The sequence below is a fragment of the Neotabrizicola shimadae genome, from assembly GCF_019623905.1.
GTDB lineage: Bacteria > Pseudomonadota > Alphaproteobacteria > Rhodobacterales > Rhodobacteraceae > Neotabrizicola > Neotabrizicola shimadae.
The window spans coordinates 1,625,914-1,642,304 of record NZ_CP069370.1; the positions used below are offsets into that span (position 1 = coordinate 1,625,914).

Consider the following 16,391-nt stretch of genomic DNA (forward strand, 5'->3'; position numbering starts at 1 on the left):
TGGTTTACCCTTAAACTATCCCAAAAGCCCAAGCAACGCACGCTGCGCCGCAGCGCCTTGCACCGGGCGCATGGCTCATGATGTTAGCGCTCGCACAACCGCCATGTAACCCCCTTCCGCCATGAAGGCCTCTTCCGCGGGGCTGCTTTCGCGGCCAAGGGCCGCGTTGCGAAAAGGGAACCGGCCAAAGCGAGCGATGATCTCGCGGTGCGCACGGGCGTGCAGCAGGTTGTCGGGCTCTGATGGAAGCCGCTCCTCCATGAGAGCGACGCAAATGCCCTGGTCGGCCAGCGCCTCGGAATGCTCGAACGGAAGGTAGAAGAACTGCCGCTCCGGTTCGGGCACCAGCAGGTCCCAGCCCTCCTCAACCGCCCGCCGGGCCGCCGTGCGGGCCCGCGCATCGGTGGCGAAGGCAAGGGCCGAACCACGATGTATGTTGCGCGGAAACTGATCGGTCACGACAAGATAGGCCAATGTGCCTGCCGGGCCATCGACCCAGTGGTCCAGGTGCCCCTCATGCGCCGCCTGCCAGACCTCCTGGAAGCGGTCGCGGCACTGCCCGTCGATCTCCTCTCCGCCGGCGTACCATCCCTTCGGGCCAATCTCGCCCAGCCAGAAGTCCAACACTTCGATCGGTCCAGACATGCCGTACTCCTGCAATCGTCCTTTCACCGTGGCAGGGAAAGACGCCCGGGGCAACGGTCAGGCGGCTTTATCCGACGGCTGCGCGGGACGGGCCTGCTGGTCCAGCACCGCCTCGACAGCCACGCTTTGGGCAAGGGGTGCAAGCCCGGCGTAGCCGCCGGTCTCGGATGGGCCGACCCGCCGGCGCATCCGCCAGGCGGTGTAGGCGGCAAGGGCCGCGAAGAGAAGACCGATGAAGAGGAAGTAGCCGGCAGAGCCCACCACATGCATGACCCAGCCGGCGACCAGCGGGCCGAACACCGCGCCGAAGCCGTTGAGGAACAGCATCCCCGAAGAGGCGGCTGCCATTTCCTCGCGGCCGAGGAAATCGTTGGTGTGTGCGATGAGCAGGGAATAGAGCGGGTTGATCATGCCGCCCAGGATCGCGGCCACGACCAGGAGCGCGGGATAGGGCAGCTTGACCGCGAAGGCGGCCAGCATGGTCAGCGCGCCGAGAGTCGAGAGGGCCAGAACCAGCTGGCGGCGGTCGATGCGGTCGGAGAGCCAGCCCACGGGATACTGGAACAGGAGCCCGCCCACGTAGAGCGCCCCCACATAGCCCGCGATCTGGCCCACGGTCAGTGCCCGCATCGCGCCCCAGACCGAGGCCATGCCGAACATGGCCGAGAAGATGCCGCCGGTCAGCAGCATCCCGGCGCAGCCGAGGGGGGAGATGCGGAAGAGGCGGCGGAAGGGCATGGGGCGGGTGTCCTCGAACTCGGGCGCCGGAAGGTCGGCGAGGAGGAGCGGCATGAAGGCGAGCGAGACGAGGACGGAGGGGATGATGAACAGGGCGAAGCCCTCGGGGTCGCCGAAGCCGAAGAGGACCTGGCTCGCGATGATGCCCAGCATCTGGACGATCATGTAGGCCGACAGGGCCTGGCCGCGGGTCTCGTTGGTGGCCATGGCATTGAGCCAGCTTTCGGTGGTCACGTAGATGCCCGCGAAACAGAAGCCGATGACGACCCGGAGGGCGGACCAGGCGACCCAGTCCAGCGCCAGGGGATAGAGGACGAGGATGGCCGAGATCATGGAACCGAGGGCCGCGAAGACACGGACGTGGCCGACGCGGCGGATCAGGCGGGGGGCGAGGCGGGAGCCGCCGAGGAAGCCGGCGAAGTAGGCCGACATGACCACGGAGAGGTGGAAGGTCGAGAAACCCTCCAGCGCGCCCCGGATGCCGAGGAGGGAGCCCTGGACGCCGTTGCCCACCATGAGGAGCATGAGACCGAGGAGGAGGGGCCAGGTGGCGGCGAGGGTGCGAAGCATCGGGGGTCTCCTTGGCTGGGGCGATCCTAGCCGGGGCCGGGGATTCGGACAGCCGGAATCCGACGGGCCATCGCCCGGCCCCGGCAGAGGCGTCCGAGCTCGGACGCTTGCCTCATGCCAATGATATCAATATCTTGCGGAGCCGCGTTAACTTGGACTTAACATTTGCCGTGACGTGAGCGGATCGAGGCCCCGGCCTGCGCCGGGGCGAGGGAAGCGGCGGATCAGGGCAGGAGCAGCGAGGCATCGCCGTAGGAGAAGAAGCGATAGCCCGTGTTCACCGCATGGGCATAAATCCGGTCGATGCGGTCCTTGCCCATAAGCGCCGAGACCAGCATCAGGAGCGTGGATTTCGGCAGGTGGAAGTTCGTCATCAGCCCGTCCGTCGCGTGGAAGCGGAAGCCGGGATAGATGAAGATGTCGGTTTCGCCTGTCCAGGGCTCGACCCGGCCCGAGCGCGCGGCGCTTTCGATCAGGCGCAGTGCGGTGGTGCCGACCGGGATCACCCGCCCGCCGGCGGCCTTTGTCGCGTTGATTTCGGCCGCGGCTTCGGGCGTGACCTCGCCCCATTCGGCGTGCATCCGGTGGGTGGTCACGTCCTGCACCTTGACCGGCAGGAAGGTGCCGGCGCCGACGTGCAGGGTGACTTCGGTGAAGTCCACGCCCATGGCACGAAGCGCTTCCAGAAGAGCGGCATCGAAGTGCAGGCTGGCGGTCGGGGCCGCCACGGCGCCAGAGCGGCGGGCAAAGACGGTCTGGTAATCCTCGTTGTCCTGAGCATCCGGCGCGCGGCGGGTCGCGATGTAGGGCGGCAGCGGCATGGCCCCTGCGGCGCGCAGCGCGGCGTCGAAATCCTCGCCCGTGCGGTCGAACACCAGCCGCGCATCCTCGGCGCCGCGTTCGGCCACGGTGGCGGACAGGTCATCCGAAAAGCGCACCACATCGCCGGGATTGAGCTTGCGCAGCGGTTTGGCCATCACGCGCCAGCCTTCTGCGGAGGGCTCCATCAGCGTGATCTCGACCTTGGCGCCTGCCCCTTCCCGCAGGCGCATGCCGGTCAGGCGGGCCGGAATCACGCGGGTATTGTTCAGGATCAGCCGGTCGCCGGGGCGCAGGATGGAGGGCAGATCGAACACATGCCGGTCCGAAATGGCATCGCCTTCGGCCAGAAGCAGCCGGGCCGAGGTGCGTGGGCGCGCGGGACGGGTGGCGATGAGATGATCCGGCAGGTCGAAATCGAAATCGTCAAGCTTCATTGCGTCTTCTTCTGGGGGCCGGAGGTGATTTGCCGGAACACGTCGCGGAAGCCGCCGGGCGTGAGGATCGAAAGCGGATTGACCCCGACCTTGGGCGAGCCGGCCGTGCCGGTGACGGTGTAGTTGAAGCCAAGCACGCCTTCGCCCTTTCGGGTGAAGAACTGGCCGATGCCGTTGACCATGTAGATCGGCGAAATCACGCCCTGCATGTCGAGCGCGGAATCCTTCAGGCGGTAGCTGCCCGACAGGGTGACGCCAAGCGAGGCGCCGGTCGCCGCGCCGTCGATCACCGTGACGGAACTGGGCGTGATGTCCAGCCGGGCCTCGGCGGTGGAAAAGGCGATGCCCCCGCCGCCGAGCTGTTCGATCAGGCCAACCACGGAGATCGCGTTCAGAAGCTCGGCCAGGATATTGTCGTTGATGACGCGGAAGTCGTTCAGAGTGGCGGTGCCGTCATACTGGCCGGCCCCGGCGCGCGGGGTAAGGCGCAGGTCAACCCTGCCGCCGCGCGCGCTGTCGAAGATGCCGGCCGCCTGGAGCATGGCTCCGGCGTTGTCGCTTTGGACCCGCACGGCGGGGCCATTTTTCGAGGGCACCACCGCCCCGCGCAGCCGCGCCTTGCCGTTCATCAGCCCGGTGAAGTCGCCGTTGAAACCGCCCCGCGTGGAAAAGGTGCCGCGCAGGTCGGTCACGGCGAGGCCCTTGGAGACCTGAAGCTTGTCGAGGCGCAGGGTTATGGGCACGTTTTCGCCACCCGCACCGCCCCCGGCGCCCAGGCCCGCCCCCGACATGCGCGAGACGGTCACGGTGCCGCCGTCAATTTCCACCGCTGGCGGGCGGCCCCTGCCCTGCCCGACGAGCGTGACCGGCGCGTCGATCCAGCCGTTCAGCGTGGCGCGGGTAAAGGTGGCGCGACCGATGCCGCCATCGGGGTTGGTGGTGACCGTTCCGCCTTCGGCCACAAGCCCGCCGCCCGACAGCGAGAGACTGCGCACGAGCGGAGGCTTGCCAAGCTCGATGACCGCATCGAGCCGGCCCGTTTCGGCGGCGGGCTTGCGCCAGCCGATGGCCGGAACGGCAAGACCCAGGCCCTTGAGATCGGAGCCGATGGTGACGATGGCCGGGGCGTTCAGGGGGAAGTCCACGGTGAGGGCGCCCTGCGCCTCGCCCGAGACGGTGTTGGCGGGCAGGCCGAGCGAAAACTCGTCCACCGCCGCCTGCGACAGGGTGGCCGTGCCTTCGATATGCGGGCGTTCGGCGACGCCGGGCGGACCGAAGCCCTGGTTGTAGGTGATGTCGAAGGGCACCTGCCCCAGGCGCCCGGCGCCGGCGATGCGCATGCCGCGCGGATCGGCAAGGATGGTGAGCGCATCGGCGGTGGCCAGCTTGCCTGGGATGACCTTGGAGGAGCTGACGCCGGTGAGCTGGCCCTGCATGAGGAAGCTGACCTCGTGCGGCTGGAGGCCCTTTTTCAACGGCATCTCGATCGAGGTGCTGAGCGTGGCGCGGCCTTCGGCCAGATCCACCGGCTTGCCGGCCTTGGTGAGGAAACGGAAGGGCGGTTCGTCCAGCACCGAAAGCGCCGCGGTGATCGAGCTTTCCGTCTGCATCTGCATCTGCGCGCGGGCCGGGCGTTCGGTGATGTTGCCGATGGTGAAGGTGCCGGATTTCACCGTGATCGGCCCGCCCTGCGGCGGGGTGACGGTGCCCTGGTTCACCACCATGGTATAGGTGAAATCCTTGATGCCGGCACGGCCCCAGGCATCGGTGATGGGCGGCAAGGTCTTGATGAAGCGGACGGCGGTGTCGCGGAATTCATAGTCGAGCGAGACCACCGGCGCGGTTTTCGGTGCGGTGCGGACGGCGGCGCGCAGACCGAAGAGTTCGCCCACCGCGACATTGTCGGCGAGCCACTGCCGGGTGGGCGGGACCAGATGGACGGGCCAGAGCGCCAGCAGGCGATCCACCCCGATGTGGTTGATGCCGGCATCGAGCGACACGCGCCAGCCGTCCGGGGCGGCGGTCGCATGGCCGCGGGCGGAGATGGATTCGTCGCCCTCGACCAGGCTGAGCTGGCCCACATCGAGCCGGAAGGGATCGAGCGAAAGGCGCATGTCCATGGCGCCGGACGAGAAGCTGACGGGGGCTTCGAAAAGGCCGGCGGGATCGACCATCACGCTGCCCACCACGATCTGCCCCAGGAAGGCCGCCGGCCGGGCGCCTGTGAGGGGGCCGGTCATGCGCCGGCCGCCGGCATCCAGGAGAAAGGCCTGGCCCGAAGCCTCGGCGCGCAGGGAATCGCTTTCGACCGAAAGGTCGGAGAGGACGATGCGGCCGGTCTCGGCATCGAAGCTGAGGCGCAGGTCGGCCCGGTCGAAGCGGACCGGGGTGGTGGCATCGGTGGGGCGCAGCGCGCCCTTGCCGATGTCGAGCTGGCCCTCGAAGGCGGTGAGGCCGCGGGCATCGAGCGTGGCAGAGACCTGGCCCGAGATGGGCGCATCCAGCGCCGCGGCCCAGGCGAGCGGACTGGTCTGGGCGGCCAGGTCGCGGGCGGCGACATTGTCCACCGTGGCACGGATGCGCGCGGTGTCGGCGCCGCGCGACATGCTGGCGGCGAGTGTGGCGCGGGCGGGGGCGGTGCCGGGCTGGACGAGCGAGAAGGACAGTTCGGCGCCCAGCTCGTCGGGGCGGTTGTCCAGCACGAAGCGGCCGTCGCCGATCTGCCAGCGCCGGCCGGCGCGGCGGTCATCGAGGGTAACGCCCAGGGCCTCGGCCTCGACCCGTTCGACGCGCGACAGGGCCGGCAGGGCGAAGGCGCGGTCGACGGCGGCAAAGAGCTGTTCGAGGCTGGAGATCGGCGGGACGGCGGCGCCTGCGCCAAAGGTGAAGTTGAAGCTGCCATCGGCAAAGCGCGTGACCTCGACCTCGGCGCCGCTGACCGACAGGCGGCGCAGGCGCAGCGCGCCTTCCAGCGCCGCCTCCGGGTCGAGCGTAGCCGTGGCCGAGGGCAGGACAAGAAGCGTGCCGCCGCCTGGCGGCATGACGCGCAGGTCAGAGATGTGCAGCGCGGGCACGAAGCGGCGGTCGATGGCGACGTCGAGGCCATCGAGCGAGATGACGGCGCCGCCGAGCGCGGGGCCAAGCAGGGTGTTCAGGCGGGATTCGACCTCGGCCACGGCCCAGACCGGAACTGGCAAGGTGCGGCCGGTGAGGGCGAGCGCGGCGTAGCCCAGGCCGATGAGCAGCGCCCAGATGGCAAGGACGACGATGGCGATGCCGCGCGCCGCGCGCGACCGCCGGGGGCGTGCGTCTGCCGGGGCCGGGGCGGAGAGATGCTCTTCCGTCTTCGCGCTCACTCTGTCCGTCCTGTGGCGGAGGACGCGCCGTCCGCCCGATCTTCTGCCTCGTCCGCCCGTCCCGGCGGCCCACTTCCGGCTGGCGCGGAATTGCCTTTTACTGTGCCCGAATTAAGCCGGGACGGGAAGCATCCCCGCAACCGGAGGCAAGGAGCCGCCCATGACAAATCTGGACATCTCGGCGGGCAAGCCCGCGCCCGACTTCACCCTGCCCCGCGATGGCGGCGGTACGCTGACGCTGTCGTCGCTGCGCCCGGCGCCGGTGGTGCTGTTCGCCTATGGCAAGGACGGCACGCCCACCTGCACGAACGAGGTGATGGAGTTCCAGGAACTGTATCCGCGCTTCAAGGCGAAGGGGGCCGAGGTGCTGGGTCTGTCGAAGGACAAGGCGGCAGCGCATGACCGGTTCATCGCCAAGATGGGCATCACCATGCCCCTGCTGTCGGACCATGGCGGGACGATGATGGAAAACTGGGGCCTGTTCGGCGAGAAGCTGTTCTTCGGCAAGATGGTGCAGGGTGTGCTGCGCCAGACGGTGCTGATCGGCGGCGACGGGGTGATCCGGCAGGTCTGGCAGGTGGACAAGGTCAAGGGCCATGCCGCCGAGGTGCTGGCCGCCGTCGAGGCCATGGCATGACCAGCCTCGCAGAAATGGCGGTCGAGGTTCTGAACACCGCCGACGGGCGCGCCAAGACGGCGCTTGGCCGCGCCCATGCGGCCGCCTGGTTCGCCGCGCGCCAGGCCGGCACGCCGATCCCGGTTGGCCGGGCCGAGCCGCCGCTGCGCCCGGCGCGCCCTGACCGGCCCGAGCTGCTGCCGCCGCGCGAGGTGCCGAGGCGCAGGCCCGGCTCGCCCCAGGGGCGCATTGCCCTGCTGCACGCGCTGGCCCATATCGAACTGAACGCGGTGGACCTGCACTGGGACATCGTTGCGCGCTTCACCGAGGCCGGGATGCCGGCCGGCTTCTTCGACGACTGGGTGAAGGCGGCCGATGAGGAAGCCAAGCACTTCAACCTGATCTGCGATTGCCTGGAGGCCATGGGCAGCCATTATGGCGCCCTGCCCGCCCATGCCGGCATGTGGCGCGCCGCCGAGGACACGGTGGACGATCTGTCTGGCCGGCTGGCCGTGGTGCCGATGGTTCTGGAAGCGCGCGGCCTGGATGTGACGCCCGGCATGATCGAAATCTTTCGCAAGGCCGGCGAGACCGAGGCTGTGGCGGCGCTTGAGGTGATCTATGCGGAAGAAGTGGGCCATGTCGCCTATGGCTCGAAATGGTTCAACTGGCTGTGCGGCCGGTCCGGCACCGACCCGAAGGACGAGTTTCACCGGCTGGTGCGGACCTATTTCCACGGGGCGCTGAAGCCGCCCTTCAACGAGGAGAAGCGCGCCGAAGCCGGGCTGCCGCCCGACTTCTACTGGCCCTTGGCCGAAGCGGACGCGCCGCAGGAGGAACAGGCCTGACGAACCGTCATTCGTGAGAGCGGCGCCAATCCATCGGCGAAATCCCGCCGAACTTCGGCCCGAAAAGGCGGGGTTCCGCCCCCTGCCGGTCAAATTCGTTGCGAGTGTCCAAGGCTCTGGCTAATCAGAAGGCGCCTCGGGGACCGGGGAAATTCGTTTTGTTCTTCGACCACACACGAACGGAATCCACCCCGTGCCGATGCATATCGCCTATCGGATCAATGCTGCTCTTGAGCGCATTCTTCCCGAACAGCGCCTTTTCCTGAAGTCCGACCGGGATACCCGCTTTGTCCGTCTTCGCCCCGCAACCCAGGCCGTCGCCATCGCCGGCGGCGGCGTCATGTTGCTGTGGACGGTGGTTGCGACCTCGATCCTGCTTCTGGATTTCGTGAACGCGGGCTCTGCCCGGACGCAGCAGCAGCTGCGCCAGGCGCGGTTCGAGGAACGGCTGAGCGCCCTGTCTATGGACCGCGATCGCCGCGCCGACGAGGCGGTGCGCGCGCAGGAGCGGTTCAATCTGGCGCTGGCCGAAGTATCGAAGATGCAGACCCGGCTTCTGGCATCGGAAGACCGGCGGCGCGAGCTGGAGACCGGGATCGAAGTGATCCAGGCCACGCTGAGCCGCACCATCCAGGAACGCGACAGCGCCCGGACGGAACTGGCGGCGCTGCAGGAGACCGATGCCCAGGACGTGGTGACGGCGGCGGAACAGGCGCAGGATACAGCCGAGACACTGGCCTTCCTGTCCACCGCGCTGAACGAGACGGCGGGCGAGCGTGACCTGATGGAAGGTGCTGCACGCGACGCCGTGGCCAAGGTGGATGCCGTTGCTGCCGAACGCGATGCGATTCTGGCCCGCAATGCCGAGATATTCGCGCAACTGGAAGACGCGATCACCGTCTCGATGGAGCCGCTGGACAAGATGTTCGCCGCCGCGGGCCTGTCGCCCGACAGTCTGCTGAGCTCGGTCCGGCGCGGTTATTCTGGACAGGGTGGGCCGCTTGGGCCCTTGTCGCTGTCCACTTCTGGCGCGGCGCCCTCGCCTGACGAGATGCGGGCGAATGCGCTGCTGGACAAGCTGGACGAAGTGAACATGTACCGCATCGCGGCCGCCAAGGTGCCGCTGGTGCTGCCGCTGAAGACCTCGTTCCGCTATACCAGCGGCTTCGGTGTGCGCCAGGATCCCAAGGGCTGGGGCCGCCGGATGCACGAGGGCGTGGACATGGCGGGCAGCTACGGCTCGCCGGTGCTGGCTACCGCCGATGGCGTGGTGACCTATGCCGGGTGGGAGAACGGTTACGGCCGGCTGGTGAAGATCAAGCACGACTTCGGGATCGAGACGCGCTATGGCCACCTGTCGCAGATCCGGGTCGACGTGGGACAAAGGGTATCGCGCGGCGACAAGATCGGTGATATGGGCAATTCGGGCCGCTCGACGGGCACGCACCTGCACTATGAGGTGCGCGTGAACGGGGCGGCAAAGAATCCGATGACCTTCATCAAGGCTGGAACCAATGTTTTCTAAGAGCCGCATCAACGAAACCGCAGGCAAGCCGGGCGAGCCGGAAAAGACCAAGTCGCCGGACGCTGTGCCTGCGGCCAGCAAGCCTGCGATGGACTATGCGCCCGTCGCCTCCAAGGGCAAGGCGGCGCCGTCTGTGCTTTCCTCGGACCTGAGCGTGGTGGGCAACATCCGCACCACCGGTGACATCCAGGTGGAAGGCACGATCGAGGGCGACATCCGCGCCCATCTGCTGACCGTGGGCGAGACCGCGACGATTCGCGGCGAGATCGTGGCTGACGACATCGTCGTGAACGGCCGGGTCATCGGCCGGGTGCGCGGGCTGAAGGTGCGGCTGACCTCGACCGCGCGGGTCGAGGGCGACATCATCCACAAGACCATCGCCATCGAGAGCGGGGCGCATTTCGAAGGTTCGGTCCAGCGGCAGGAAGACCCGCTGTCGACAGGCCGGCTGGCCGCGCCGGCGCCGCAGCCGCAACTGGCCGCGCCCGCGCAGCCGGCGGTGAAGCCGGGCGACGGGCTGTAAGCCTTCTGTCGGACGTCGGGATCGTGGGGGCGCCTTCGGGCGCCCCTTTCCATTGGGTCAGGCGATGGTGCGGCGGTAGAGGTGCCAGCTGGCGTGGCCGAGGACGGGCAGCACCACGAAGAGGCCGAGGAACCAGGGCGCCATGCCGAGGAACAGGGCCACGGCGATGAAGGCGCCCCAGCCCAGCATGACCAGGGGGCTGGTGCGCACGAGGTCGAGGCTGGTGAGCATGGCGGTGACGAAGTCCACCTCGCGGTCCAGGAGCATGGGCAGGGCGACCACGGTGAGGGAGTAGAGGACGGTGGCGAAGACCGCGCCCACCAGGGTGCCGACGGCCAGCATGGTCAGGCCCTGCGGCGTGGCGAAGATGGCCAGCGAGGAGGAGACGTTGGTCATGGTGGCCGTGCCCAGAAACAGGGCGAAGATCATGTGGGACAGGAAGTTCCAGAAAAGGAAGAAGACCACGATGACGGCGGCAATGGAGGGGATTTGGCGGTCCTTCTGGCGGAAGATCGCCTTCAGGACGCCGGGCCAGTCCAGGGCCTCGCCGGCCTCGAGCCGGCGGGAGACCTCGTAGAGGCCGCAGGCGATGAAGGGGCCGAGGATGGGGAAACCGGCGGAGGCGGGCAGGGTCCACCAGATCTGGCCCTGGGTCGTCATGGCCCAGACGATGAGCCAGCCGCCGGCCACGTAGACGCTGGCGAAGAAGAGGCCGTAGAGGGGGGCGGTGCGGAAGTCCTGCCAGCCCCGGCGGAGGGCATAGGCGAGGTCGCTGGTCTCGACGGCCAGGATTTCGGGCGCGGCCGGGCCGGCCGCGGGTGTGGTGGTCATGGTTCCCTCCCTTTTCCGGTAGTCTAGGGCGGGAGGGGGCCTTTTGGGAAGCGGGCAGGCGCGGGGGGCGTCCGAGCTCGGACGCTTGCCACCTCCCCATGATTTCAATGGGTTGCGCGCGCTAATTAACTTGGACTTAACACTTGTCCGCGGCTTACGCCTCGGCCTGGGCCTCGTCGCGGCTCTTGCCGTGGACGCCAAGGGCGAGCGTGGCGGCCATGAAGCGGTCGAGGTCGCCGTCCAGCACGCCCTGGGTGTCGGAGGTTTCCACGCCGGTGCGCAGGTCCTTCACCATCTGGTAGGGCTGGAGCACATAGGAGCGGATCTGGTTGCCCCAGCCGGCGTCGCCCTTGTTGTCATGGGCTTCCTGGATGGCGGCGTTGCGCTTGTCGAGCTCCAGTTGATAGAGCCGCGATTTCAGGGCCTGCATGGCGATGTCGCGGTTCTGGTGCTGGGACTTCAGCGAGGAAGTCACGACGATGCCGGTCGGGAAGTGGGTGATCCGCACCGCCGAGTCGGTCTTGTTGACGTGCTGGCCGCCCGCGCCGGAGGAGCGGTAGGTGTCGATGCGGATGTCCTTGTCCTGCACCTCGATCTCGATGTTGTCGTCCACCACGGGATAGACCCAGACCGAGCAGAAGGAGGTGTGCCGCCGCGCCGCGGAATCGTAGGGCGAGATGCGGACAAGACGATGGACGCCGGATTCCGACTTCAGCCAGCCATAGGCGTTGTGGCCCGAAATCTTGTAGCTGACCGAGCGGATGCCGGCTTCTTCGCCGGGCGTTTCGGACTGCATCTCGACCTGGTAGCCCTTCTTTTCGGCCCACCGGACATACATGCGGGCGAGCATCGAGGCCCAGTCGCAGCTTTCCGTGCCCCCTGCCCCGGCGTTGATTTCAAGGAAGGTGTCGTTGCCATCCGCCTCGCCATCCAGGAGCGCCTCGAGCTCTTTCTGGGCGGCGGTTTCGGCCAGGTCCTTCAGCGACTTTTCGGCCTCGGCGATGATCTCGTCATCGCCCTCGGCCTCGCCCAGTTCGATGAGTTCGACGTTGTCCTTGAGGCCTGAGTCGATGAGCCGGTAGGTCGAGACCGCGTCGATCAGGGACTGGCGGTCCTTCATCAGCTTTTGCGCCTTGGCGGGGTCGTTCCAGAGATCCGGCGCCTCGATCAGGGCATCGAACTCTTCCAGCCGGTGCGGCGCGGTTTCCCAGTCAAGGCGTTGGCCAAGCAAGGCCAGCGACTTGCGGATCGCATCCACGGTGTTCTGGGTTTCGGCGCGCATCGGACGGTCTTCCTTCAGGAAACGGCGCCGCCACGGCGGGACCGTGGCGGCGGGGTTGATATACGGCGCGGAGAAGAGCGCCGCAAGGCGGTGGCCCGGGCCAGGGGGCTGGGCCTGCGGGTTGCGCAGCTTTCGCGATGTCCCCCCTCCCCTGCCCCTCCCCATGAGGGGGAGGGGGGCGCTTCATTCAGGCCGGAGTGCGGGGGGCGGCAGCGTCAATAGAGACCGCCGGAGGAGATCGTACCGTAGCTGGCCTTGTTCTTGGGGATCACGGCGGTTTCGCCCGTGGAGGTGGTGACGGACATGTCACCTTCATCGCTGCCACCTTCGCCATAGGCATAAAGCGGCAGGTTGGAGCCCATGGCGAAGCCGCCGTCCACGAGGGCCGCGGCGCCGAAGACCGGCTCTTCGCCCTCGCGGAAGTATTCGGCCACGACGTTGGCGCCCGAGGCATCGTCGGAGAGCCGGGCGCCGGTGAAGCGGTCGATCTTGAGGAAGTAGCCGCCCGGCGGCACGCGGAATTCGGTCCCGCCGTATTTCTTGATCGCGGTCTTCATGAAGCTTTGGAACACCGGCGCGCACATGCCGCCACCCGAAGCGCGGTCACCCAGGCTGCGCGGCTGGTCGAAGCCGATGTAGCAGCCGGCCACGATGTTCGAGGTGAAGCCGATGAACCAGACGTCCTTGGCATCGTTGGTGGTGCCGGTCTTGCCCGCCACGGGCACGGGCAGCTTGATGCTGGCCGCGGTGCCGCGCTGGACCACGCCTTCCATCATGGAGGTGAGCTGATAGGCGGTGATCGGGTCCATCACCCGTTCGCGGCGCGAGATGATGTCTAGCCCGGCGCCGGCGTCGAGGCTGGCAAGCTGGCAATCCTCGCATTCGCGGGCGTCGTGGCGATAGATGGTGCGGCCGAAGCGGTCCTGCACGCGGTCGACCAGCGTGGGTTCCACCCGCTCGCCGCCATTGGCGAACATGGCATAGGCAGCAACCATCTTGAACAGCGTGGTTTCCTGCGCACCGAGCGCGTTGGCGAGGAAGGGCTTCATCGGGTTGTAGACCCCGAAGCGTTCGGCATAGGCGGCCACGGTTTCCATGCCGATTTCCTGCGCGATCCGCACGGTCATCAGGTTCCGCGACTGTTCGATGCCGGTGCGCAGCGGCGTGGGGCCGTAGAACTTGTTGGAGGCGTTCTTCGGGCGCCAGAGACCCTGGGGCGTGTTCACCTCGATCGGCGCGTCAACCACGATGGTGGCCGGAGTGAAACCGGAATCCAGCGCCGCGGCATAGACGAAGGGCTTGAAGGACGAGCCGGGCTGGCGCTGTGCCTGGGTGGTGCGGTTGTAGACCGAGGACTGGTAGGAGAAGCCGCCCTGCATGGCGAGCACGCGGCCGGTGTTCACATCCATCGCCATGAAGGCGCCCTCGATCTCGGGCACCTGGCGAAGCGACCAGCGCACGAAGCTGCCGTCGTCGTCATTGGTGACGGCACGGACCAGGACGACATCGCCAACCTCGACGAGGTCGCCCGCGCGCTTGGCCTTGGGGCCGAGCTTGCCATCGGCCAGGCGCTTGCGCGCCCAGGTGACATCGTCGGCGGGAATGAAATGGCCGTCCTCGTCTTCTTCCACGCCCTCGATGCCGATGCGGGCCGAGCTTTCGCCGACCTCAAGCACGACAGCGGGATACCAGCCGACGATGTCGCGCGGGACTTCGGTTTCGGCGAGCGCCGCGCGCCAGTCGGCCTGGGACCCGAGCTTCGCCGGGTCGATGGTCTTGCCGGTGCCGCGCCAGACGCCGATGCCGCGGTCGTATTTTTCGAGCCCCGCCTGAAGCGCCTTGGCGGCCTGGGCCTGAAGCTCGCTGTCCACCGTGGCACGGATCGACAGGCCGCCGCCGAAGAATTCCTCTTCGCCGAAGGTGCCCGAAAGCTGGCGGCGGATTTCGTCGGTGAAGTAGCTGCGCGGCGGCAGGGCCTGGCGGAACGCAGGGAAATCGCCGTTCTGCACGGTGAGAAGCGGCGTCGCGGCTTCGGCGGCGGCGACCTCGGCGGTGATGTAGCCGTCTTCGGCCATGCGGTTGAGAACATAGGCGCGGCGTTCCAGCGCGCGGTCCTTGTTGCGCACCGGGTGCATTTCCGACGGCGCCTTGGGCAGGGTCGCCAGATAGGCGGCCTCGGCCGGCGTGAGTTCGGTCAGCGGCTTGTTGAAATAGGTCTGGGCGGCGGCGGCCACGCCATAGGAGTTCTGCCCGAGGAAGATCTCGTTCAGGTAGAGTTCGAGGATCTTGTCCTTGGAGAGCGTTTCTTCCAGCCGCGAGGCGAGGATGATTTCCTTGACCTTGCGTTCGCCCGTGCGGTCGCCGGACAAGAGGAAGTTCTTCATCACCTGCTGGGTGATGGTGGAGGCGCCGCGCAGGTTCTGGCCGCGGCTGATGACGGCATCGCGGAAGGCGGCGGCCATGCCGGTCACGTCATAGCCGTGGTGCTGGTAGAAGTTCTTGTCCTCGGCCGCGATGAAGGCGTCCTTCACCAGGGGCGGGATATCCTCGATCGGGACGAAGAGGCGGCGTTCCTGGGCGAATTCGTCGATGATGCGGCCTTCGCCGGAGTAGATGCGGCTGATGGTGGGCGGCGCGTATTGCGCGAGGCTTTCGTGGCTGGGCAGGTCGCGCGAGTAGATGTAGAGGATCGCGCCGATGCTGAGCGCGACGGCGAAGAGGCCGAGCGTCACGAAGGTGAAGAGCGCACCGAAGAAGGACGTGACGAACCGGATCAACGGCGGGCTCCCATGGCGGAATGGCGGGCGGGAGGTTGGGCCCGCATTGGATGGGGCCTTATAGCCGGGGGGCGGGGCGGGGTCAAAACCAAGCGGTCACAAAGGGGTCAAGGATGCGCGAGCCGCCGCCGGTCCGGGGGGGGCGTCAAGGGGCGCGGGCGGCGGAGAGCGCGGCGTCCTGGGCGGCCCAGGTCTTGAGCCCGTCGCGGATGGCGGCAGCCATGCGGGCGCGCCATGCGGGATCGTTCAGGCGCTTGCGGTCGGATTCGGAGGAGAGGAAGCCGATCTCGATCAGCACCGAGGGCATGTCGGGGGATTTCAGCACGGAGAAGCCCGCCTCCTGGTGGGGGTGGCGGTGCATCTTGATCTGGGCGGCCTTGATGGCGGTGACGAGGTCCTGCGCCAGCCGTTCGGTGCGCGGCGCGGTTTCGGTGCGGGCCATGTCCATCAGCACGAGCGCCACGGTGTCGTCCTGATCCGAGAGGTCGACGCCGGCGAGCAGGTCGTCGCGGTCGTGGCGTTCGGCAAGCGCGGCGGCGGCGGCGTCGCTGGCATCTTCGGCCAGGGTGTAGACGGTGGCGCCAACGGCCTCGCCCTCGGCCAGGGCATCGGCGTGAAGGGAGAGGAAGAGCTGCGCGCCGGCCTGGCGGGCCAGGGTGAGGCGGGTTTCCAGCGGGACGAAGACATCTTCGTCGCGGGTGAGGGCCACGCGGAAGCCGCCGTCGCGCACCAGCACCTCTTTCAGCTCGCGCGCGAAGGTGAGGACGATGTCGGCTTCCTTCTGGTCGCCCGCTTCGGCGCCGGGGTCGAGGCCGCCGTGGCCGGGGTCGAGCATGACGAGCACCGGGCCGCTGCCGCCGACCACGGGGGGCGGCAGGTCGGCGGGTTTCGGCAGCGCCCAGTCGTCGGGTTCGGGCAGTGCCGCCCTGGCGGCGAAATCCTGCGCGGTGGTGGGGATGAGCGAGAGGCGGACGGTGGTGGGGCCGGAGGTATCCATCACCGAGGTCGCGACGGCATAGGGGCCATCAAGCTCCATCACCAGGCGCGACCAGCCGGGGCGCAGCACGCCCGCGCGCAGCGCCACGACATGGGCAGAGCTCTCGGGCAGGCGGTCGAGGCCGGTCCAGTCCACCTCGCGCATGTCGAGAAGCAGGCGGGGCGGCGCGTCCAGGAGGCGGATGCGCCAGGGCACGGGCTGCGAGATGGCGAGCGTGACGTCGATGCCGGTGGCGGTATCGGCGACCTGCGAGGCGGCGGGGTCGAGGCGCGCAAGGGCAGAGAGGTCCTGGCTTTGCGCCAGAGCCGGGGTTGCGGCCAGAAGCGCAAGGCAAAGCGCCTGAATCGCCGTCCTGAGCCGCCGCATCCTGCCCCTCCTGCCCTGCCCGTTTGCCCGACTATTCCCGGCGGGACGGGGAAAGTAAACG

General features: G+C 68.1%; 12 protein-coding genes. 4 read left to right on the top strand and 8 right to left on the bottom strand.

What is annotated here, in order from left to right; genetic code table 11:
- Nucleotides 1–75 precede the first annotated feature (75 nt).
- The 4 genes from JO391_RS07845 to JO391_RS07860 all read right to left on the bottom strand — a co-directional run bounded on the left by JO391_RS07845 (nucleotide 76) and on the right by JO391_RS07860 (nucleotide 6,565).
- The gene (locus tag JO391_RS07845) at nucleotides 76–645 is read right to left on the bottom strand and encodes a DUF924 family protein (protein ID WP_220663905.1); all 570 of its coding nucleotides are present in this window, start codon (nucleotides 643–645) and stop codon (nucleotides 76–78) included.
- Between the two features lie 57 nt (nucleotides 646–702).
- Nucleotides 703–1,953: an MFS transporter gene (locus JO391_RS07850; RefSeq protein ID WP_220663906.1), complete on the bottom strand. Its 1,251-nt coding sequence runs from the start codon at nucleotides 1,951–1,953 to the stop codon at nucleotides 703–705.
- A gap of 224 nt (nucleotides 1,954–2,177) precedes the next feature.
- Complete coding sequence (gene queA / locus JO391_RS07855; RefSeq protein ID WP_220663908.1) at nucleotides 2,178–3,209, bottom strand: tRNA preQ1(34) S-adenosylmethionine ribosyltransferase-isomerase QueA; 1,032 nt, start codon at nucleotides 3,207–3,209, stop codon at nucleotides 2,178–2,180.
- The gene (locus JO391_RS07860) at nucleotides 3,206–6,565 is read right to left on the bottom strand and encodes an AsmA-like C-terminal region-containing protein (protein WP_220663910.1); all 3,360 of its coding nucleotides are present in this window, start codon (nucleotides 6,563–6,565) and stop codon (nucleotides 3,206–3,208) included. Before JO391_RS07860 ends, queA begins: the two co-directional genes overlap by 4 nt.
- A gap of 160 nt (nucleotides 6,566–6,725) precedes the next feature.
- On the opposite strand from JO391_RS07860, the gene JO391_RS07865 reads away from it, so the two are divergent.
- The 4 genes from JO391_RS07865 to JO391_RS07880 all read left to right on the top strand — a co-directional run bounded on the left by JO391_RS07865 (nucleotide 6,726) and on the right by JO391_RS07880 (nucleotide 10,077).
- Nucleotides 6,726–7,202, top strand: a complete 477-nt coding sequence (locus JO391_RS07865) for a peroxiredoxin (protein WP_220663912.1) — start codon at nucleotides 6,726–6,728, stop codon at nucleotides 7,200–7,202.
- Nucleotides 7,199–8,029 (top strand): ferritin-like domain-containing protein, encoded by an 831-nt coding sequence (locus tag JO391_RS07870; RefSeq protein WP_220663914.1) that lies wholly within the window; start codon nucleotides 7,199–7,201, stop codon nucleotides 8,027–8,029. Before JO391_RS07865 ends, JO391_RS07870 begins: the two co-directional genes overlap by 4 nt.
- A gap of 193 nt (nucleotides 8,030–8,222) precedes the next feature.
- A complete protein-coding gene (locus JO391_RS07875; protein ID WP_220663916.1) occupies nucleotides 8,223–9,554 on the top strand; it encodes a M23 family metallopeptidase in 1,332 nt (443 codons plus the stop codon).
- Complete coding sequence (locus JO391_RS07880; RefSeq protein WP_220663918.1) at nucleotides 9,544–10,077, top strand: bactofilin family protein; 534 nt, start codon at nucleotides 9,544–9,546, stop codon at nucleotides 10,075–10,077. Before JO391_RS07875 ends, JO391_RS07880 begins: the two co-directional genes overlap by 11 nt.
- A 57-nt stretch (nucleotides 10,078–10,134) precedes the next feature.
- Here JO391_RS07880 and JO391_RS07885 read toward each other — a convergent pair whose 3' ends face one another.
- From JO391_RS07885 to JO391_RS07900, 4 genes are all read right to left on the bottom strand, one after another.
- Nucleotides 10,135–10,908: a DUF2189 domain-containing protein gene (locus JO391_RS07885; protein ID WP_220663920.1), complete on the bottom strand. Its 774-nt coding sequence runs from the start codon at nucleotides 10,906–10,908 to the stop codon at nucleotides 10,135–10,137.
- A 154-nt stretch (nucleotides 10,909–11,062) separates the two neighbouring features.
- Nucleotides 11,063–12,190, bottom strand: a complete 1,128-nt coding sequence (gene prfB / locus JO391_RS07890) for a peptide chain release factor 2 (RefSeq protein ID WP_220663922.1) — start codon at nucleotides 12,188–12,190, stop codon at nucleotides 11,063–11,065.
- A gap of 215 nt (nucleotides 12,191–12,405) precedes the next feature.
- The gene (locus tag JO391_RS07895; protein ID WP_220663924.1) at nucleotides 12,406–14,967 is read right to left on the bottom strand and encodes a penicillin-binding protein 1A; all 2,562 of its coding nucleotides are present in this window, start codon (nucleotides 14,965–14,967) and stop codon (nucleotides 12,406–12,408) included.
- A 145-nt stretch (nucleotides 14,968–15,112) separates the two neighbouring features.
- Nucleotides 15,113–16,330, bottom strand: coding sequence for an N-acetylmuramoyl-L-alanine amidase (locus JO391_RS07900; RefSeq protein ID WP_220663926.1), 1,218 nt, complete (start codon nucleotides 16,328–16,330; stop codon nucleotides 15,113–15,115).
- Nucleotides 16,331–16,391: the final 61 nt, after the last annotated feature.